An 18,968-nucleotide genomic window follows, 5' to 3' on the forward strand; every position below is an offset into this window, starting at 1 on the left:
CGATGGGGAACTCGGGCGGCGTACGACGGGAGGAGGCGTGGACATGGGCACGCGGGTGCGCGGCTGGCGTTGGCGGCCCAATCCGCTGCGCCGCCGCTGCGATGTGGTGGAGGCGTGGACGGTCCTGGTTGTCGCTGTCCTGCTGTGCGTCGGCGCACCGCTGGCCGGGCTCGTCACGGGCTGGCAGGCGTACGACGCGGCGCGGGACGCGGCCGCGGAGCAGCGGGCCGAACGCCATCGGGTGCGCGCGGAGGTCACCGAGCGGGCGCCCGCCGCGATACCCACCGCCACCGGCGGCAAGCAGCCCAGCTACTGGGTCGCCGTGCGCTGGACCGAGCCCGGCGAGGGAGCGCGCACGGGCGAGGCTCGGGTACCGGCCGGCACCCGCCCCGGCGACCACACCCATGTGTGGCTGGACGAGGCGGGCCGGACCGTCGCCGCCCCGGCGGACAGCACGGCGATCTGGCAGCAGGCGCTCGCGGTGGGAGGCTGCACCGCCGGCGGTGCCGCGGCCGTCGTCCTGGCCGGACACTTCGTCGTACGCCGCGTCGCCCTCCGCCACCGCATGGCCGAGTGGGAACGCGAGTGGGCCCGTACGGGGCCGGAGTGGGGCCGACGCTGGGCATGACCGGGGCCCGGCCGGTGCGCGGAAAAGGGTCTGGTGGCGCGCTGACGGCCACCGTACGGTGTGATCATCCGCACCCTGTCCCGTGATCCCGTAAAGGCGGTCATCCATGGCCTTGTTCGACCTGCCCCTCGACCAGCTCCGGAACTACCGCAGCGCGTCCGTCGAGCCCGAGGACTTCGACGCCTTCTGGGCCAAGACGCTTCAGGAGGCGCGCGAGTACGACCTGGACGCTACTTTCGAGCCGGTCGAGACGCAGCTCAAGACCGTGAAGGTGTACGACGTCACGTTCGCCGGGTTCGGCGGTCACCCGGTGAAGGGCTGGCTGACGCTGCCGGCCTCGGCGGACACACCGCGGCCCGCTGTCGTCCAGTTCGTCGGGTACGGCGGCGGGCGCGGACTTCCGCATACGCATCTGCTGTGGGCCTCGGCGGGCTTCGCGCACTTCGTGATGGACACCCGGGGTCAGGGCAGTGCGTGGGGTGGCGGTGACACACCGGACCCGGTGGGCAGCGCGCCCGCGTTTCCCGGCTTCATGACCCGCGGGGTCGAGGATCCCGAAAGCTACTACTACCGGCGGGTGTTCACCGATGCGGTACGGGCCGTGGAGGCTGCCCGCTCGCATCCGCTGATCGACGCCTCGCGTACCGCGGCGGTCGGTTCCAGCCAGGGCGGCGGCATCACGATCGCGGTCGCCGGTCTCGTACCGGACCTGGCGGCGATCGCCCCGGACGTGCCGTTCCTGTGCGACTTCCCGCGCGCGACGACGCTGACGGACCGCGATCCGTACCGGGAGATAGGCAAGTATCTCAAGACGCACCGCGGTCGCACCGAGCAGGTGCGGCGCACGCTGGCGTACTTCGACGGCGTGCACTTCGCGGCGCGCGGCCGGGCGCCCGCCCTGTTCTCGGCGGCCCTGGAGGACCAGACCTGCCCGCCGTCGACGGTGTTCGCCGCCTTCAACGCCTGGCCGCACGAGGACAAGACGATCGAGGTGTACGACTTCAACGACCATGAGGGCGGCGGCCCGTACCAGGAGGCGGCCCAGCTGGCGTGGCTGCCGAAGCGCCTGTAGCGGGAGCGGTTGACGGCCTCGCGGTCGCGGAGTTGCGAGTCCTCGCCGAAGAGCGGCGAGGACCCGTCATTTCCCGGCGCTCGGGCTCAGGGCGTGGCGTTCTTCAGGTCGCGGTATGCCTGGTTGTCGGGCGAATTGTCGTTGTCGGAGATCCAGTTGGACCTGGCGTCAAAGAACTCCATCTCGATCACGGTGAAGTCCGGGATGTCGAGGCTTTCCGGGAGGGCTTCGCGAACACGATCGATGCACGGTTCTTGCGCTCGGGCCGGTTCAGGCCAGCGCAGAGCTGAACACGTAGCCGAGTGAGTTGGTCGCCCAGTGGAGCCCCATGGGGGCGAGCAGGCTGCCGGTGCGGTGTCGCAGGTAGCAGAACAGGCAGCCCGCCGCTGCGGTGAGGAGGACCGCGCCGAGGGTGGCCAGGACGGTGCCGAGGGCCGAATGCCCGAAGAGTGAGCCCACCGCCTGGTTGGAGTCGGTGAGATGAAGCGACGGCAGGATGTGCCAGAGGCCGAACAGCACGGACGAGAACACGGTGGCCGCGACGGGGCCGCGGGCGCGCAGCACCAGTCCGTAGAGCACTCCGCGGAAGGCGACCTCTTCCAGCAGCACCGTGCCGATCGGCACCTTGACCAGCACCCGGCCGACGACCTCCGCGCCGCTCAGTCCGCTGGCCCTCTCGTCCTCGAACAGCTCGCGGGTGACGGGCATGGCCGCCGCACACAAGTACACCACCGCGACGATCCCGACCAGCGCCAACGCCCAGCCGAGGCCGCGGCGCAGCGTGTCCCGGGACAGTCCGAGGTCGGCCCAGCCGCCACCGGCCCGGAATGTGATCGCGATCAGCGCGGCGGAGGCGATCGCGGAGCTGAGCACGATCCAGGACGGCGCCCACCGGTTGTTGACCAGGTTCGTGAGCACCAGCAGCGTGACGGCCGCCACCAGTGCTGTCGCGGTGGACATCCGGCCGCTCGCCCTGCGCTGCGAAAGCTCTGCCACCTCACTCGCCCTCGTTGTGGAGCACTGATCCTCAACGCGTCGGCTACCCCTGGCGGGTCGCCACCACCATCCGGCAGCGCGGGCTGCCGTCGTCCCTGCGGCCGAACTCGGGGAGTGTCTCCAGGTCCACGACGAAGCCGGCGCGGATCAGTTCGCGGCGTACGTCGCTGAGGCGGAAGGCGCGGTAGTACATGACGAACGGGGGCCGCCACACCGCGTTGCGTACCCGCATCGCCGTATCGAAGGCGAGGAGCGCCCAGTAGCCGGGAGAGCCGGGGCGAGCCGGAGCCACGACGGGGAACGCAAAACGTCCGCCGGGCCGCAACACCGAGTGCACCTGGCCGAACAGCCCCGGCAGTTCGCGCGGCAGGAAGTGGCCGAACGCCCCGAAGCTCACCACCAGGTCGAAGGCCGGCCCGAACGGCAACGCGCGCACGTCGCCGCGAACCCACGCCACCAGCGGCCCGCCGGGACGCGTCTGTTCGCGGGCCACGGCGAGCATGCCCGCGCTGATGTCGACGCCGGTGATCCGCTCCCGGCACACCGTGCGCAGCACGTCGATGCCCGCGCCGGTGCCACAGCACAGATCGAGCCCGCTGTCGAAGGGTCCGATCCGCTCCAGCGCCCGCGCGACGGAGCGCAGGATCGGGTCCGGCGTACGGAATGGGGTGTGGTCGAACTTCGGCGCGAGCAGGTCGTAGCCGTGCTCGACGGACGACAACGCCTGAACGGCGAGCTCGCGGAACGTGGGGCCCTCCGGGGTGAACATCGAGGTCAGCTTAGAGCCTGTCCGGCCGGTCAGGTCAGTGGACGAGTCACGGTGCCTGATCAGCGGGGGTGAGCGGGGTCTGGTGCGTCCGGTTGCAAGGCGGAGGAGGGAGTCACCTGATCGTCATCCGACCGCGGCCCCAGCCCCCGCAGCAGAACCAGCGCGCAGGCCAGACCCACCGCCGCGAGGACGACACACGCGGTGAACGCGGCCTGATAGCCCTCCGTCATCGCCACGATCCTGTCCCCGCCCTTGGTGGAGGACACGGCGACCGACGAGACGACGGCGACGCCGAATGCGCCCCCGATCTGGAAGGCCGCGGTATTGATGCCGGACGCGACCCCCGACTCCCGCTCCCCCACCCCGGTCAGCGCCGCGATGGAACCGGCGACCGCACACGCACCGAGGCCCGGCCCGAAGACCAGCAGCCCGGGGAAGAGGTCTCGGGCGAAGCCGCCGTCCACCGGCACCCCGGCCAGCAGCAGACTGCCCGCGCCGACCAGCGTGAGACCGCCGACCGCGACCGGACGCGGGCCGATCCGCGTGACCAGGGCTTGGCCGGCGTACGAGCCGATCACGGCGGTCGCGGGCATCACCACGTTGTAGAGGCCGAAGCGCAGTGGCGAGTAGCCGAGCACGCCCTGCCCGTACTGGGAGAGGGTGTACGACATCCCGAAGGCGCAACTGCCCAGCAGAAACACGACCAGGTTGCCGCCACTGACGGACCGGGCGCGCAACAGCCGCAGCGGCACCAGGGGCGCCTTGGACCGTGCCTCGACGCGGACGAAGAGCAGGGCCAGCGCGGCGGCAGCGGCCAGCAGGCCGACGGTCTGTGCCGACAGCCAGCCGGCGCGGGGTGCCTCGACGACGGCGTACACGCAGGCGAGGAGCGCGGCGGTGATGGTGAGCGCTCCGACCGGGTCGTACGAGCGGTTGCGCGCCTCGGCGCGGCTCTCGCGCAGCAGCACCGGGCTCAGGCCGATGAGCAGTGCGGCGATCGGCACGTTCAGGAAGAAGACCCACTCCCAGCCGAGGACGTCGGTGAGCGGTCCGCCGATCAGCAGCGCGGCCGTGGCACCGAAGCCGCCGCTGCCCGACCAGATGGCGAGGGCTTTGTTGCGTTCGGGGCCCTCCTCGAAGGTGTTCAGGAGGATGGACAGGGCGGTGGGCGCCATGACGGCGGCCGACAGGCCCTGTATGGCGCGCGCCGCCACGAGCACGCCCCCGGTCCAGGCGAATCCGCACAGCAGCGAGGACACCCCGAACAGCAGCGTGCCGGTCATGAAGACGCGACGGCGGCCCAGCAGGTCGGCGATCCGCCCGCCGAGGAGCAGCAGTCCGCCGAAGCTGAGCAGGTAGGCGCTCATCACCCACTGCGCATCTCCCGGTGGGAAATCGAGCCCGTCGGCGATGGACGGCAGCGCGAGGACGACGATCTGCGAGTCGAGGATCACCATGAATCCGGCCACGCAGAGCAGGGCGAGCGCGCGCCAGCGGCGGGGGTCGGGTGCTGAGGTCGGGGCGGCGGTCATGACCAGCCTCCCAGGGGGTGGGCGAACAGCCAGACCTCGAGAGGGTCTGGTCCTGCGCCGGATCCGTGGTCGCGCGGGGCGCCCATCGCCCGGCGCGTGGGGAGCCGCCGGCCAAGGACCTGCCGGACTTTTCGGTTCTTCCGGCTCTTCCGGGTGCGGTGGTTGCGGATGGGGTCGGTCATCGCGCTCAGCTCCCCAGGCGGAGGCCCGCCAGCCAGACGTCGGGTGCGTCCGGCCTTCGGTCGCGGGGAGCACGGGGTGTCAAAGGTCGACGGCGTAGGCGGAGAGAGGAGAGAACCTTCCTGGTGCGGCGGGTGGGAACGGTGGCGGTCATGGGAACCCTCCGGTGTCGTTTGGGTCGTTTCACCCCACCGACGAACGCCCCCTACGCCGATCGACACTCCGCGAGCCGCTTCTCGAGAAAACGCCGCTCCGCCTCGTTCTCCACCAGCTCCAGCGCCCGCGCGTACGCCTCGGCCGCCTCCCCCGTCCGCCCCATGCGCCGCAGAAGATCCGCGCGGGTGGCGGGCAGCAGGTGGTATCCGGCCAGGTCGCCCGCCTTCTCCAGCTCGGCCAGCAGGGCCAGCCCCGCCTCCGGTCCCTCTGCCATGCCGACCGCGACCGCGCGGTTGAGTTCCACCACCGCGGAGGGCACGAAGCGCCTCAACTCCCCGTACAGCGCGGCGATATCGGCCCAGTCGGTGTCCTCGGCCGTGGCCGCGGTGGTGTGGCAGGCGGCGATGGCGGCCTGGATCTGGTACGGCCCCGGCCGGCCGCGCCGCAGGGCCGTCTCCAGCAGAGCGGCGCCCTCGTCGATCGCGGCGCGCTCCCACGCCGTACGGTCCTGGTCCTCCAGCGTCACCAGGTCGCCCGCCGCGTCCACCCGCGTGCCCCGCCGGGCGTCGTGCAGGAGCAGCAGCGCGAGCAGCCCGAGCGTCTCGGGCTCGTCGGGCATGAGCCGGGCCAGCACGCGGGCGAGGCGGATGGCTTCCGCGCACAGGTTCGTACGCAGCAGGTCGGCGCCGGATGTGGCAGCGTATCCCTCGTTGAACAGCAGGTACACGACGCCCAGCACACCCGTTGTGCGCTCGGGCAGCAGGTGGGCGGGCGGTACGCGGTACGGGATTCCGGCGTTGCGGATCTTCCGCTTGGCCCGCACCAGGCGTTGCGCCATCGTCGCCTCGGGTACGAGGAAGGCCCGGGCGATCTCGGGCGTGGTCAGCCCGGCGAGCGTGCGCAGGGTCAGGGCGACCCGCGCCTCCATGGGCAGAGCTGGATGGCAGCAGGTGAAGATCAGCCGCAGCCGGTCGTCCGTCACCCCGCTGTCGTCCTCGTCGTCCGGGTCGTACGGCCCGTCGTCCCGCGCCAGCACCGCCACCTCCCGCAGCTTCGCCGCCCCCACCGCCTCCCGGCGCAGCACGTCCAGGGCGCGGTTGCGCGCGGTCGTGGTCAGCCAGGCGCCGGGGCGGCGTGGGATTCCGTCGCCCCGCCACCGGTCCATGGCCTGCGCAAAGGCGTCCTGCGCACACTCCTCGGCGAGGTCCCATTCGCCGGTCACCCTGATCAGGGTGGCGACAACCTGGCCCCATTCCTCGCGGAAGGCGGCGGCCACCGCCTCACCGACGTAGTCAAGGGGACCTCATGGGCTAGGCAGCAGTACGACCAACGAATCGTTTCCGGTCGTCTCTTGGGTGTCATGTGTCCCAACGCGTGTCCTGAGAGAAGCGGAGTGTCTTGCCCGGCACGGCAGGCAAAAGCGCCAGCGGATTGCCCCCGATGCAAAACCGCTCCGAAATTGCCTCAAGTCAAGGGTTGCGCGGGCCAGTTGGGACATTGGTCGAGGTATATATTGGGACATGTAGCCGCAAAGGAGATTTGATTGCTATGACGCACAGGTACTGGCTGAAGATCGACGGCTGGGGAATCCCCGTCGAGGAGGTGGCATTCGAGAGCGTGAGTCGTGAGGAGCTCGACCCCCCGCACCCCCTCAAGCGCAAGTGGAATATCAATCAGGTCTATACGTGGTCGATGTCGACGGGTCGCAGCCCGGCGCAGGTCTCGCGCACCGCTCTCACAGTCGTCGCGATGCGCGCACCGTACGACGACGGGCCGCCGCTGCATCAACTGCTGACGGAGCTGGGCGCTAGGGCTGAAGACGATCTTACGCTGGAGGACATCACACTGCGTGAGCATGCGCACCAGCACGAGCAGGAACGCCAGCAGCATCTTGACAGCCTCATTGATCTAGGCAACGGCGAGAGCAAACGTCTCAAGGAGTGCACCGCCGAGGATCTGAGAGCCGCCACGCACAGGGAGGACGGCAGCTGAGTCGGGGCTCCCCGCCACACGGTCTACTCAACGGGCTCGGGCTCGGGCTCGGGCTCGGGCTCGGGCTCGGGCTCGGCCGGAGTCTTCATCGCCTCGGCCATCTTCTCGGCCGCGTCCGCACGCACCATGCCGATGTGCACGTGGGCCTTGCCGTTGTGGGTGACCATCGGCCGCACCGAGCCCCAGACGCGTTCTGGGAGGCCCAGACCGGCCAGAGCAGCCCGGATCGCCTCCGCCGCGTCCGTGGCCTGCCTGCGACCAGCGCGGTACGTGTCCATGTCCATCGTCACGAGTGCACCCCAGAGGAGTGGTCCCTGATCTCGGTGGCGTGCCTCGCGGCCTGCGTGATGTCGCCCATGCTCTTCGCGGCCGTGAGTTGCTTCCAATTGGCCTGGCACACACCGCAGTTGGGCGCCGGTGAGCAATCCAGAAGCCATGCGTTGAAGCCCACCGGGAGGTCGATGGGCGGCTCCTGGGTGGTCTGCTGCTTTGGCCTTGACGCCATGTGGATGCTCCCCCGACTCGTGTGACTCTGGATACGACCGTAGGGAGCGGGAGTTGGGCGGTCCACAAGGTTGCACGCGGTTGCACGACGGGCATGTGAATCCTTGACCCCCCTCTTCCGCCCAGGTGAGGCTCACCCTGCAACCAGCAGCAACCGGCCCGACGTTGGGAGAGGCAATGCAGCTACGGTTCATCGGCAAAGATCCGGAGTCCGGAGATCACGGCTGCCCGGCCGTGTGGGTGGACGAGGAGACACAGGATCTCGTCATCCAGGGTGTGAAGGCCGACACCGAGACTGTGGCCCGGACCATCCAGGACAGCCCGCTACCCGACCACGAGGCCGTGATCCGGCTGCCGCAGCGCATGATCCCGCTCCTGAAGGAGGCGCTTGATGGCGCAGAGCCTCAATAGCTTCGCTGACCTGATCCGGTCCGTGGAGCACTCCGCCGTACACCTTGAAACGCGAGACGTGTACGCGATCTCCAACGAGGACGAAGGCTTCGCGGCGTGGAAGCGGGGCCACCGGCTCGACCCGGACGACCGCGAGTCGTGGTGGCGCCCGTGGCTCGACCTCGTCCAGGAGGTCACCGCCAAGGGCGTCGTCATGCGCCGCGCCCGTATCGTCTCCGAGCCGGTGAGCGAGTACATCCGCTACGAGCACTCCTTCACCTTCACCAACGTCGCGGCGGGCGAGGAGGTCCGCTGGCTTCCGAGGCGGCAGGCGTCGGATCTCGCGCTGCCGGGGAACGACTATTGGCTCTTCGACGGCCGTATCGTTCAGTTCAACGTCTTTGATGGTGACGGGCGTTGGGTGCACACCGACCAGACCAACGAGCCGGCGGTTGCCCAGTTGTGCTCAACCGCGTTCGACGCCGCCTGGGAGCGGGCCATCCCGCACGAGAAGTACGTCATCTGAAAGCCCCGGTACGCCAGTTCATGTCCACGTCTCCGCTGTCCACCGCCCAGGCTGCCCGTGCGGCCATCGCCACCCGCCTGGACGAGATCAGGAAGGACGCCGGGCTCACCGGGCATGAACTGGCGCAGCGGTGCGGCTGGCACAAGTCGAAGGCGTCCCGTATCGCCCGCGCCAAGACTGCACCGTCCGACGCCGACATACGGGCGTGGTGCCGGGCCTGTAGCGCCGAGGATCAGGTAGCGGATCTGATCGCCGCTTCCCGTACCGCCGAGTCCATGTACGTGCAGTGGCGGCAGATCCACCGCGACGGCATGCGGCGCGTCCACGAGAGGACCCTGCCGCTGTACCAGCGCACACGTCATTTCCGCGTCTATGCCTCGAACCTGGTGCCCGGCATGCTCCAGACCGCCGACTACGCGACGGGGCTCCTGCGGTCCATCACGGACTTCCAGGGCACCCCCGACGACGTCGCCGACGCCGTCCAGGCACGCCTGAACCGCTCCCGCGTCGTCCACGAGGGCAACCACCGGTTCGCCCTGCTACTCGAAGAGACGGTGCTGCGCTACAGGGTCTGCGACGACGCGGCGATGGCCGGGCAGCTGCGGTACCTCCTAGAGGTCATGTCCCGGCCGAACGTGTCCCTCGGGATCATTCCCTTCACGGCCCGGCGCACCGTTTGGCCATTGGAGGCCTTCTACGCCTTCGACGACGCCCAGGTGGCGGTCGAGACACTGACGGCCGAAGTCAACATCACGGCCCCTGACGAGATCCGCACGTACCTGAGAGCCTTCGCTGAACTGTCCCGGATCGCGGTGCACGGCGCAGAGGCGAGAGCGCGCATCGCCAGAGCTCTCGACTCATCATGACCGGTCCGCCTGGTCCCTCAGGTAAGCCGCGATCATGTCCTGGCGATCAAGAAACACACTGGATTGCGGCGGCAGTAGATCTTCACGGAGGAACGCAGAGAGGATGGTGATCGCCTCGCCACATACCTGGTCGAGCCAGCCATTGGCCTCACGGTGATTCTGGCCAAGCATGTCGTAGTACCCGAGATGCCTGACCACCTCGAAGACGCGCTCACGCATCTCGTCTCCGCCGGGTACGAGGAAGAGGGCGGCGTCGAAGGAGGTGCTCCACTCGACCAGTTGGTCTGTCCACGCAGACTCGCTCTCATCGTCTCCCTCCGCTCGGTTCGCGGCGGCGTGGCGCAGACGTATCAGCATGTCCAGAGCCGCCTGGCCCGACGTGTAGCGGCGTTCTTCTCGCCGCTGCTCGCCCGCAGTCTTCGCCTGGTGTCGCTGCTGGAACCAGGCGCCCAGGATCGCTCCGCCTGCACCGATCACGGCTCCGCCGAGACTGAATAGCCCCGCCCACATCTCCGCTCGCACACGGCCATCCTGCCGGGAGCCGACTCGGTTGACGGCAAGGTTGATCAATTCGTGAGCGGGCCAGGACGCGGCTTGCGCAAATTTGTGACGGGGGGAGAAACGGTCGAGGGGGCGGTGTGGACCGCCGACCTGCGATTACGTCGAGAACCCGCCCCCCTCCTTGGGACGAGAAGATGTTTATCTTCGAGGTCGGGTACCGGTCGCCTACGGAGGATTACCAGGAGTTTCGCCGGTACAGCCTGATGATGATCGCGCCCAAACGGACGACACGCACCGTCACCGTCACGGTCACCGGTCGTCGTCACCGAGCGCAGCCTCGCTCGCGTGCACGGCTGGCACAATCCATCGCCATGGACGAGGGTTGGGCGACGGTCGTTGGCGCTGCGGCTGGTCTGGTAGGAGCGGCGCTGGGTGCGATCGGCGGATACGTCAGCGGTAGGGCTCAGGCGCGCGGCACGGTCGAGGGCGTACAGCTACAGCTCTCGGGGCAACGGGCGGAGGCTCTTTGGCAGGCTGAGATCGATGCGTGCGCTCAGTTCGTGGACGCTTGCAATCGAGCGTTGATCAAGTTCAGGCAACTGCTTGCCGTTGCAGAGTTTGATCACGATCAGGAGGAAGCGCTACTACACAGCTATGGCGTGGATTCACGCCATCAGCTTCTGAGGGAACTGTTAGAGGTTGAGGACGAATGCACCTTGCGAGAGGTGGCTTTGTTACTTCGCATGCCAACGAGCATGGCGGACAGTGCCAGAGCTGTGGGTAACGCACGGAACGAGGCTGCCGGGACCACGCGTCAATGGCATGGCGCACGCCTAGATCGAGCTGATGATGAGCCAGATTGCCATCGAGTTGCTTTCGCAAGGGTGACCACGTACGGGCAGTTGTTGAACCAATTCACGAGCACTGCACAGCAGCACTTCTCACAACCGAGTCATGCACTCGGTGTTGCCGACACGCAGCCACGGCAGCGGTCTCTCTTCCGGCGTCGGGCCTGACGGCGAGGTAAGGCACCGACCGCACCAGGCGACGGGACGATCGGGGCCTTCACTCGCTGCCCGGAGCCTAGGACTCTTCGCCGGGTGAGTCGGGTAGCGCTCGCCACATTTGGAGCGGGATGCCTTCCCGTGTGGGGGCGTCCAGTGCGGCGTCCAAGGCTTCCTCGGCCGCCTTGGCGTTCTCCGCAGCGGCCTCCACGAGTACCTCGAAGCCGCCCATCAGGAACGCACGCCGGTGTCGACGACGAACGCCGTGGGCTGGAACACCTGCACGTCCGCACGGAGGTGGGCGATGAAGGCGACCTGCCCGTTGTCGGCGTACCGCTCCCGGAGGAACTCAAGGGTAAAGCCGGTCCGCAGGCCGATGCCCAGCATTCCCCACTGCCCCGTATAGATTTCCGAGCAGTCGGTCGAGGTGCCCACCGTGAGGTTGGTCGGCACCTGCTTGGTGTTGAGCCGGGGGATGCTGGCGAGGCCCGACGGCGGAGCCAAATACGCGTTGGTGGTCGCCTCCTTGAGCTTGGACAGCGAGGTCTCCGTACGCGGCGCCTGGACCTGTGCGTTGGGCTCGTAGTTGCTGTTCCGCACCGTGCCCACGCTGTCGAGCCACCAGTCGTAATTGGTGATGGCGGCGCCGTTGGCTCCGTGAGTCGTCGTGGTGATGCCGGAGGTGTTGAGGACACCGCGCGGCTCCGGGGCGGTGCCACTGCCACGAAGCGCCACCCGGTCCAACTCCAGGGCCAGTTGAGCCGCGAAGGAGTGGGCGATGATGTCACCGGCTGCTGGGTCGGAGTCCTCGAACAGTTCGCGGGACATGATGACAAGCCGGTCCAGCGAACGTGCAGTGAAGGTCACGGCGTCGAAGGTCAGGTCCCCGGCGGTGAGCGGCGCGTTCTCATTTCGCCAGGCGGGGGAGCCCTCCCCGGTGAGCCTCGGCACCTTGAGGGTCTGCGCGGTCATCGGTACGAACGTGGCACCCGCCTGGGCCACCCGCATGGCGTTGCGCGCGAGGTCGATGACGTTCGAGGCGAGCGGGGTCGGTACCAGGTGCCCGCCAGCCGTCAGGGTGCCTTCGCTGAGGGTGCGTTCGAGGGTGGCGCCCCTCCAGTCGCCGGTGACGATGCCGCGCAAGTAGCGGTCGAACGACGCGTGCTCCTCGTCGCGGTGGGCGTATCCGCCATTGTCCCGTACCCAGTCGGTCATCTTCTGGTCGCGGGTGAGGAACTGGCTGCCTTCGAGGGCGGCCCGATGCTGCCGGCCGGTCTTGTGACCCTGCGGTCCGCGGTCGCTGCCGTGCTCGAACGAGCCACGGTCGCAGAGGGCCATCAGCTTGGCGCGCATCTCGGTGCGGTACTTCAGGTAGTCGAGGCTGGCTTCGATCACACCAAAGCGGTTCTCGTCGTCGGCGGTGAGGGCGTTCTCGGATCGGTTGAGGATGTCCCGGCCCTCGGCCGCGAGGCGGTCGCGTTCGGCAGGGATATCGCGGTCTTCCAGCCGCTGAAGGCGGCCGATGGCGTCGTCATCCAGGCGTTCGTCTTGGTCGTACATGTTGTTCACGTCCAGGTCTTGAGGATTAGGTCGAGTCGGCGGCGTGCCACGTCGACCGAGAGAGCAGGGGAGGCGGTGCGGACGCCTGCGACGGCGGCACCTTCGTAGGCGGGGATTCCGACGAGGGAGACCTCTATGAGGGCGGCCTCGGTCCGCACGGTCACGTCGCCGTCCTGGCGGTTGCGGATCGGCCGGAATCCGATGGAGAAGGCGTCCACGACGCCCGTACGGACGAGTTCGAGGGCGTCGTCACCGTCGCGGGTCGCCGGAATGTGGAAGGCCGCATGGAGGCCGTCTGAAGCCTCACGGAGTTCCGTTGCCCGGCCGATGGGGAGTCGTCGTGCCTCGTGGCCGACGAAGAGCCGCACCTTGGAGCCGCGCTCATCGATGGAGCGGGCGAAGGCACCCGGTGCGAAGCGCTCGATGTAGGAGCTGCCATGTTCTCGGATGTCGGTATCCACGCCGTATGGAACGGCCAGGCCGAACACGGTCCTGCCGGTCTCGTCGGCACGGACGAGTTCTGCTGTTCGATGAAGAATTGGGAATGCGCTCAAGGTTTCACCACCATAAAAAGGGCGCACTGAAGAAAGGGGTGTATCCCACCTGTGCGCATGGTGACTTGAGCTTCTTCGGTCGCTCACCCCTGTGGCTCGCGACGCCGATGCCTCACTCAAAGATGCCGAGCTGCACAAGCAGGGTACGCCCCTTTCGTGCGAATTACTACCCCTCGGAATGGGAATTGTAAAATTCCTCGTCGAGGGTGACCGGAGTCGCCCTTTCTATTTCAGCCTTCCCGTCCGTCTTCCAGGCCCGAAATGTCATCGGGGCATTCGGGCAGGAATACCGCTTCGGGGAACGTTGTGCTGTCATCGTCCATGAGCCAGGTTTCCTCTACGACGGCGATATCCGTCCCTGCCCATGTGAAGACGATGGCCTCGTCTTCGCGTCGCCACTTTGTACCTATGTCACCGATGGCCATGCCGTGGTCGCAGAGCTGTTGACGGTGTTCTTCGTCCATAGCCGCCCAGACATTCGCGACGATCGTCTTCACCTTGAACTGGGCCACCGGCGACCATTCCTCCATGCCGCCGGAGTTGCTGTCGTCGTACGAGGTGCTGTCGGTCTTGTCGTCGTCCATGGGCCTTCTCCTTCTATTGAATGGCTTCGTCTTCACTTTCAGTGCCCTTTGAGCACCTGCACCCCCTGGGGGCACTACGTGCACCCCCAGGAGGAGGGGTGCGCCTTGGGCCGGTAAGGGTGCGCCGGCGGGTGCGTCGAGGAGGCATCGCAGGTCAGACGGGGTGCACCTCGGGGTGCGCAGGGCTGCGTCGGGGTGCGGGACGAGGGTGCGGATGAGGGTGCGCCGCACCCTGAGGCGCACCCCCATCTCGATCTTCATTCCGACGTCTCCTGGCCGGTGCCGAAGAGGGCCTCCTGGCCGATCTCGGGGAAGGCGTCGGAGGGGGCAACCTCCTGGTCGGCCTCGGAGGTCTGGTCGGCCTCGGCGAGGGCCCTGACGCCCAGCTCGGTGATCCCAAAACGACTGGTCGTCCCGATCTTCCCGACGCACCCAAGCTTGCCCAGCCGTACCATCGCCTTCTCGGCAACCGACCTCGCCTTGCCCGTGTCCTGGCCGAGGGTCGTCCCCGAGGCGCCGAGCTCCGCGTACTCAGCCAGCGCCTTCAGATACTCACGCTGGACGGGGGACAGCCCCGGCACCGGCTCCGGCTGCGCGTCCCTTGGGAGCGCGGGCCACAGAGCCACGTCCGGGACCTCGTTCCCGTCGCAGCCGATCGGCCCATCCGGGTACGGCCTGAAGTCCACGACCAGGTCGCCGCGCCACCTGGGCGCGTTGCCCGGTGGGCACTCCCGGCGTACGGATGCAGGGCGGTCCTTGGCCACGCGGAGCCGGAGTGCGCCTCGCTCGTCGGCACCGATCGGATGTATTGGATCGGCCAGATAGGAGACGCCGGTGATGCACGACTTCTTGTGCTGGCTGCCAATGGCCCGGTTCCCGTCGTGCGGCGTGTGGTCGATGACGACGACGCACCATCCGTCGTGAGCGAGACCCTTCGTGACCTTGCTGTGCCAGGCGACCACGTCCTTTTCCAGGCGGCCGTCCAGCCCCTCCAGCGACATGCCTTCGGTGACGCCGTCGAAGACGGCGATGGAACCGCCGAGGGCGACGGACTCCATGAACGTGACCTTTTCGGCCTCGGTCATCGGCCCGTTCGGCCGGTGATAGCGGAACAGGTCGCCCGCGAGGATGGCCTCCGACACGCCCAGCAGCTTCAGGCGCCGGTACACCGATCCCTCGTCGTCCTCGTAGTCGACGTAGACGACACCGTGCCCAGCCTTCAACTCCTGGGCGGTCACGTACAGGACGAGCCAGCTCTTGCCGCTCTCCGACTCGCCGTGCACGCCGTTGACGCATCCGGCGTAGAACACCCCGTGCGCCGGTTCGCCGCGGAATCGACCAACTTCCGGCTCACGAGTGCTCCTGGCGGCCTCCAGGGCCTGGGCGGGGTCGATCCGGCCCCATGACGGCGGCCCGGCCTTCTCCTGCCTCAGCCTCGCGTTCGCGGCGTCCCTGGCCGCCAGCTTCTCGTACTCGTCATCCTCCCGCCGCCTCCGTACGTTCGCCGGAGAGTCGGGACGGGTTGCCCTGACCTCCATGATCGCGGCGAAGTCGTCGCGCAGGTCCCTGGGAACGGCCTGCCGTACGGCCTCCTGTCCTGCCTCGGTGAGGGACAGGGCGTGGTCGGCCAGGTGAGAGAGCCACAGGGCTGGTTGCTGGCCGGTGCCGCCGACACCGGGGCCGTCGCCGACAGTGGCGGGCTGGGAAAACGGAACGGCGGCGCCCCCCTCGGCCCGGTGTACATTGAAGTTCGCTGATTTTTCGTTCCGCGCCCCGGTCTGGTCCACCGGGGCGTTCTGCTTTTCCATGTTTTGTACTCACTGACTTGCGGGTCAGGGGCGGATGCGCTGGTTCTAGTCGTCCTCGTTTCGCTTTCCGAGTAGGAGCGCGACGATGCGGCGGAGTTGTGCATCGGTGATTTCGTGATCATCAAGTGGATTGGTCATCGACGGTCCTCCACGCCCGTGAAGAGCACGGCCGGGTGTGTGCCAAGAGCATCGGCGAGGCGGCATAGCAGCGGTACCGATGGGCGGGCCTTCCCCTGTTCCAGAACGTGGATCATCGCTTCCGAACATCCGGCGATTTCGGCCAGTTCGGGGCAGGTGAAACCCCGCGCGGTACGGCATCGACGGAGCGCGGATCCCGAAAAATCGGTCGTGGCGGTGACGGGCTGCATTGGCTTCCTTCCTGTTTTTGGGCATACGAAAGCCCCCGCCAACTTGACGGGGGCTTGGGAGTGTTGTGTGTTGGTTCGGCTTTACTGGCTTTCGGCGCGGCCTATCGCGATGATCTCGGCGCGATCCCACAGGGCCTGGCCTCGGGCCTTGCCGCCGTACCGGGTGAGTTTGCCGTCCCGCGCCAGGTTGTAGATACGACGCTTGGTTTCTGCCCTGGCCGCTACGGCCACGATTGCCTCAGCGGGCGCATGTGAGTCCAGGGACAAGAGCATGCACAGCACGGCATCATCGGTAGTGATCAATTGTTTCCGGGCATGACTGCCTGCCATGAATTCGATCGTAACACGATTATCAGACAACGCCGGAAGCTGATTATCCGGCCTTGCCCACCGGCTTCATCCGTTCCGGCTGGAACTTCGAGCCCCGGCTCCGGTCGTGCGGCTGCACCACGTACCCCTCCGGCACCAAGGTGAGCACAACCTCGCGCTTGTCTGCGGGGGTTAGCCGCTCCCATCCGGCGCGCACGTCTCCGGCGAGGAGGGTACGCAAAGCCCTGGGCGTCGACGCGGTCATGAGGGCCTTGTTCTCCTTCACCCGTCGCTCGATGATCTTCCGGGCCTCGCGGAACTCGCCCATCGACAGCTCCTTGCGCGCCCACATCCGGGAGAGCTCCTTCAACTGCGCTTCGTCCTCGGCGAGTTCACGCCGGGCGTCGTCGGTGACCTCACTCGTGGAGAGGGTGTGCAGGCGCTGAAGGACGCGCGGCTTGGTGAGCAGCCCGAGCACCTGACGCTCGATCTCCGCCTCCGCCTCGGCCCCCTTGACCGCGATCTTCCCGCAGCCGCCCTGCGGGGTCGCGCACCAGTACCGGTACTTCCCGTTGGGCGCAGACCCGCTGGTCAACCGGTGTCCAGACAACGGGCAATAGAGGATGCCAGACAGCCAACGCTTCAGGGTTAGGTCGACGTTGCGGGTCCGTCCGGCGAGGGTCGCGCACACCTGCTCCCAGGTGTCGCGGTCAAGGATCGGCTGCCACTGTGCAGGGGCGACGACTTCGCCCTTGTGAGCCCGCAGACCGACCACTGACGGCTTCGTGACGACGGACCGGACACTCCGTGAGTTCCACGGTTTTCCGGTCGCTGCGGGGATGCTCTGGCGGTTCAGCTCGTTCTTGATCCAATTGAGGGAGTGGTTCGGATCGCCCAACACCCACGCGGCGATGTCCCGGATGACCTTGGCCTCCTCCGGGATGATCTCCATGCCCCTGCGGGTGTAGCCGTATCCCCTGAATCCGCCACCGTTCCACTTGCCCTCCGCCGCCAGCTCCACGTGCTTGCGGGTGACGCGGCGGGAGGCGTCGCGGCTGGCCTTGTTGGCGACGGCGACCATGACGCGGGCCATCGTGATGTCGGCGTCGTTGGCCAACCGCAGCGAGCCGGTCACCGACTGGACGGGCATGTGGGGCGACTTGGACTCAACGACGTCGATCAGGTCCTCAAGGTCACGCGGATCGCGCGCGGTGCGGTCGAGGTCGTACGCGAGCAGCCCGTCACACTGGCCGGTAGCGAGCTTGTCGAGGGTGGACCTGAAGCCGGGCCGCACGGTGCGCAGCTCCACCCGGCCATCCGGCAGCTGGACCTTCCTGCGCTTGAAGGCGGAGGTGTCGTTCTCGACGATCACCTCAGCTATCCCCCAGCCCAGCCGGTCGGCCAGTGCCCGGCCATCATCCTCCTGCCGTCCTACGCCCCTGGCGTCCTCGGCTTTGTCGTCGCTGATGCGTACGAGCAAGATCGCTCGTTGCGGCTTGGCGTCCATTTTGATCACCTATCTCCCCCCTTAAGGGTAATCTGTCTATATCGGATCCTCGACGTCGTTCACTCCCAACCGTTCACTCCCAGACCGGCCGCACCTCGATGGAGCCGCCGCCCAGCGCGGCGGGATGCCTCGAGGCGAGCGAGATGGCCTCGTCGAGGTCGGCGACTTCGATGATGTCGATGCCGGCGACGTACTCCTTGGACTCCACGAACGGCCCGTCGCTGAGCAGGACTTCGTCGCCTTGGACGCGCACGGTGGTGGCGTCGGTGGACGGCCTCAGCCGTGCCCCGCCCTTGACGATGTCGCGGCTGCGCACCTCTTCGATGTACGAGGTGAAGCGGGGGTCTTCGGCGATCTCCTCGGGGCTGAGTTCTTCGCCGCCTACGGGAGTGCAGATGAACAGTGCGTACTTCATGACCGGGCCTCCTCCACGCCTGCGTCGAACGGAACCGACAGGTGCTGGTGGACGATCTGCCAGCGGTCGCCGGCGGCGCGGTAGCCGGTGGTCACCCGCACCGTGCTGTCCAGCGGTTCGCCGGTGGTGAGCATGGCGCGCATCCGGACGAGGGCGTGGCTGAACGCGACGCTCTCGTCCACCCGGACCCGGAACTCCAGCACGTCGCGGCTCACGGGTCCGGTGACGGTGGAGAACCACCACTCCTGGGCCTTGCGGAAGGCATCGATCCCGCGCTCCTCCAGACCGCTCATGGGGTGGAAGACCTCGACGTCGGGCGCGTAACAGGCCGCCATCCTGTCGATGTCCCGCTCGCGCGTGGCGAGCGTCAACTCGTCGTCGAGGCGGCGGATCTCGCCCTCGGCGTCCTCGTCCTCCCAGAACGGGCGCACCTCCATGGCCCCGATGGTCGCCACGGGGTGCTTCGCGGCTGCCTCGATGGCCTCCTCCATGCTGTCGCACTCGAGGATGTCGTACCCGGCGACGTACTCCTTCGTCTCCGCGAACGGCCCGTCCGTGCGCAGCACTTCACCGCCGCGCACCCGTACGGTGACCGCCTCGGCGGGCAGCCGCAGCCGGTGGCCGTGCAGCCGTACGCCCTTCTGGGCGCTCAGCTCCTCGACCCATGGTTCGACGGGGGCCATGCCGGAAGCGTCCGCGGTGTCGTCACCGCAGACCAGCAGCATGTACTTCATGATTCCTCCTGGT

At 67.9% G+C, this 18,968-nt stretch carries 24 protein-coding genes; 7 read left to right on the plus strand and 17 right to left on the minus strand.

What is annotated here, in order from left to right; genetic code table 11:
* Nucleotides 1-43 precede the first annotated feature (43 nt).
* Together ACQEVY_RS01120 and ACQEVY_RS01125 are read left to right on the plus strand one after the other, a co-directional pair.
* The gene (locus tag ACQEVY_RS01120; protein WP_432943807.1) at nucleotides 44-628 is read left to right on the plus strand and encodes an Rv1733c family protein; all 585 of its coding nucleotides are present in this window, start codon (nucleotides 44-46) and stop codon (nucleotides 626-628) included.
* A 106-nt stretch (nucleotides 629-734) separates the two neighbouring features.
* Nucleotides 735-1,700, plus strand: coding sequence for an acetylxylan esterase (locus tag ACQEVY_RS01125; RefSeq protein ID WP_432943809.1), 966 nt, complete (start codon nucleotides 735-737; stop codon nucleotides 1,698-1,700).
* A 270-nt stretch (nucleotides 1,701-1,970) separates the two neighbouring features.
* Here the strand turns inward: ACQEVY_RS01125 and ACQEVY_RS01130 are convergent, their stop codons facing one another.
* The 4 genes from ACQEVY_RS01130 to ACQEVY_RS01145 form a co-directional block, all read right to left on the minus strand.
* Nucleotides 1,971-2,696, minus strand: a complete 726-nt coding sequence (locus ACQEVY_RS01130) for a lysostaphin resistance A-like protein (protein ID WP_432943811.1) — start codon at nucleotides 2,694-2,696, stop codon at nucleotides 1,971-1,973.
* A 43-nt stretch (nucleotides 2,697-2,739) separates the two neighbouring features.
* The gene (locus tag ACQEVY_RS01135) at nucleotides 2,740-3,465 is read right to left on the minus strand and encodes a class I SAM-dependent methyltransferase (RefSeq protein WP_432943813.1); all 726 of its coding nucleotides are present in this window, start codon (nucleotides 3,463-3,465) and stop codon (nucleotides 2,740-2,742) included.
* 59 nt (nucleotides 3,466-3,524) lie between these two features.
* Complete coding sequence (locus ACQEVY_RS01140; protein WP_432943815.1) at nucleotides 3,525-4,997, minus strand: MFS transporter; 1,473 nt, start codon at nucleotides 4,995-4,997, stop codon at nucleotides 3,525-3,527.
* A gap of 385 nt (nucleotides 4,998-5,382) precedes the next feature.
* A complete protein-coding gene (locus ACQEVY_RS01145) occupies nucleotides 5,383-6,609 on the minus strand; it encodes an RNA polymerase sigma factor (protein WP_432943817.1) in 1,227 nt (408 codons plus the stop codon).
* A 272-nt stretch (nucleotides 6,610-6,881) separates the two neighbouring features.
* On the opposite strand from ACQEVY_RS01145, the gene ACQEVY_RS01150 reads away from it, so the two are divergent.
* Nucleotides 6,882-7,325, plus strand: coding sequence for a hypothetical protein (locus ACQEVY_RS01150; RefSeq protein WP_432943819.1), 444 nt, complete (start codon nucleotides 6,882-6,884; stop codon nucleotides 7,323-7,325).
* Between the two features lie 23 nt (nucleotides 7,326-7,348).
* Here the strand turns inward: ACQEVY_RS01150 and ACQEVY_RS01155 are convergent, their stop codons facing one another.
* Nucleotides 7,349-7,609, minus strand: coding sequence for a hypothetical protein (locus tag ACQEVY_RS01155; protein WP_432955006.1), 261 nt, complete (start codon nucleotides 7,607-7,609; stop codon nucleotides 7,349-7,351).
* 2 nt (nucleotides 7,610-7,611) lie between these two features.
* Complete coding sequence (locus ACQEVY_RS01160; protein ID WP_432943821.1) at nucleotides 7,612-7,830, minus strand: hypothetical protein; 219 nt, start codon at nucleotides 7,828-7,830, stop codon at nucleotides 7,612-7,614.
* 176 nt (nucleotides 7,831-8,006) lie between these two features.
* On the opposite strand from ACQEVY_RS01160, the gene ACQEVY_RS01165 reads away from it, so the two are divergent.
* The 3 genes from ACQEVY_RS01165 to ACQEVY_RS01175 are packed head-to-tail and all read left to right on the plus strand — an operon-like array spanning nucleotide 8,007 to nucleotide 9,611.
* The gene (locus tag ACQEVY_RS01165) at nucleotides 8,007-8,240 is read left to right on the plus strand and encodes a hypothetical protein (protein WP_432943823.1); all 234 of its coding nucleotides are present in this window, start codon (nucleotides 8,007-8,009) and stop codon (nucleotides 8,238-8,240) included.
* Nucleotides 8,221-8,745 carry a DUF6879 family protein gene (locus ACQEVY_RS01170; RefSeq protein WP_432943825.1) on the plus strand — a complete coding sequence of 175 codons (525 nt, stop codon included), beginning with the start codon at nucleotides 8,221-8,223 and terminating at the stop codon, nucleotides 8,743-8,745. The genes ACQEVY_RS01165 and ACQEVY_RS01170 overlap by 20 nt, the downstream gene beginning before the upstream one ends.
* Before the next feature lie 20 nt (nucleotides 8,746-8,765).
* Entirely contained in the window at nucleotides 8,766-9,611 is an 846-nt protein-coding gene (locus tag ACQEVY_RS01175; RefSeq protein ID WP_432943827.1) for a helix-turn-helix domain-containing protein, read from the plus strand.
* On the opposite strand, the gene ACQEVY_RS01180 is transcribed toward ACQEVY_RS01175, so the two are convergent.
* A complete protein-coding gene (locus ACQEVY_RS01180; RefSeq protein ID WP_432943829.1) occupies nucleotides 9,606-10,133 on the minus strand; it encodes a hypothetical protein in 528 nt (175 codons plus the stop codon). The two genes, ACQEVY_RS01175 and ACQEVY_RS01180, sit on opposite strands and share 6 nt — an antisense overlap.
* A gap of 173 nt (nucleotides 10,134-10,306) precedes the next feature.
* On the opposite strand from ACQEVY_RS01180, the gene ACQEVY_RS01185 reads away from it, so the two are divergent.
* Nucleotides 10,307-11,128 (plus strand): hypothetical protein, encoded by an 822-nt coding sequence (locus tag ACQEVY_RS01185; protein WP_432943831.1) that lies wholly within the window; start codon nucleotides 10,307-10,309, stop codon nucleotides 11,126-11,128.
* Nucleotides 11,129-11,195: 67 nt separating this feature from the next.
* On the opposite strand, the gene ACQEVY_RS01190 is transcribed toward ACQEVY_RS01185, so the two are convergent.
* The 10 genes from ACQEVY_RS01190 to ACQEVY_RS01235 all read right to left on the minus strand — a co-directional run bounded on the left by ACQEVY_RS01190 (nucleotide 11,196) and on the right by ACQEVY_RS01235 (nucleotide 18,955).
* A complete protein-coding gene (locus ACQEVY_RS01190; protein ID WP_432943833.1) occupies nucleotides 11,196-11,348 on the minus strand; it encodes a hypothetical protein in 153 nt (50 codons plus the stop codon).
* Entirely contained in the window at nucleotides 11,348-12,676 is a 1,329-nt protein-coding gene (locus ACQEVY_RS01195) for a phage major capsid protein (protein ID WP_432955007.1), read from the minus strand. Before ACQEVY_RS01195 ends, ACQEVY_RS01190 begins: the two co-directional genes overlap by 1 nt.
* A gap of 5 nt (nucleotides 12,677-12,681) precedes the next feature.
* A complete protein-coding gene (locus tag ACQEVY_RS01200) occupies nucleotides 12,682-13,230 on the minus strand; it encodes an HK97 family phage prohead protease (RefSeq protein WP_432943835.1) in 549 nt (182 codons plus the stop codon).
* Between the two features lie 230 nt (nucleotides 13,231-13,460).
* On the minus strand, nucleotides 13,461-13,814 hold the full coding sequence (locus tag ACQEVY_RS01205) for a hypothetical protein (RefSeq protein WP_432943837.1): 354 nt from the start codon (nucleotides 13,812-13,814) through the stop codon (nucleotides 13,461-13,463).
* 257 nt (nucleotides 13,815-14,071) lie between these two features.
* A complete protein-coding gene (locus tag ACQEVY_RS01210; protein WP_432943839.1) occupies nucleotides 14,072-15,622 on the minus strand; it encodes a hypothetical protein in 1,551 nt (516 codons plus the stop codon).
* Between the two features lie 134 nt (nucleotides 15,623-15,756).
* Nucleotides 15,757-15,990 carry a helix-turn-helix domain-containing protein gene (locus ACQEVY_RS01215; RefSeq protein ID WP_432943841.1) on the minus strand — a complete coding sequence of 78 codons (234 nt, stop codon included), beginning with the start codon at nucleotides 15,988-15,990 and terminating at the stop codon, nucleotides 15,757-15,759.
* 81 nt (nucleotides 15,991-16,071) lie between these two features.
* Nucleotides 16,072-16,263 (minus strand): hypothetical protein, encoded by a 192-nt coding sequence (locus ACQEVY_RS01220; RefSeq protein WP_432943843.1) that lies wholly within the window; start codon nucleotides 16,261-16,263, stop codon nucleotides 16,072-16,074.
* Between the two features lie 100 nt (nucleotides 16,264-16,363).
* The gene (locus ACQEVY_RS01225) at nucleotides 16,364-17,806 is read right to left on the minus strand and encodes a recombinase family protein (protein ID WP_432955009.1); all 1,443 of its coding nucleotides are present in this window, start codon (nucleotides 17,804-17,806) and stop codon (nucleotides 16,364-16,366) included.
* 73 nt (nucleotides 17,807-17,879) lie between these two features.
* On the minus strand, nucleotides 17,880-18,221 hold the full coding sequence (locus ACQEVY_RS01230) for a YciI family protein (protein ID WP_432943845.1): 342 nt from the start codon (nucleotides 18,219-18,221) through the stop codon (nucleotides 17,880-17,882).
* Nucleotides 18,218-18,955 carry a nuclear transport factor 2 family protein gene (locus ACQEVY_RS01235; RefSeq protein WP_432943847.1) on the minus strand — a complete coding sequence of 246 codons (738 nt, stop codon included), beginning with the start codon at nucleotides 18,953-18,955 and terminating at the stop codon, nucleotides 18,218-18,220. The genes ACQEVY_RS01230 and ACQEVY_RS01235 overlap by 4 nt, the downstream gene beginning before the upstream one ends.
* Nucleotides 18,956-18,968: the final 13 nt, after the last annotated feature.

The sequence above is a fragment of the Streptomyces sp. CA-288835 genome (assembly GCF_050936385.1).
Taxonomy (GTDB): Bacteria; Actinomycetota; Actinomycetes; order Streptomycetales; family Streptomycetaceae; genus Streptomyces.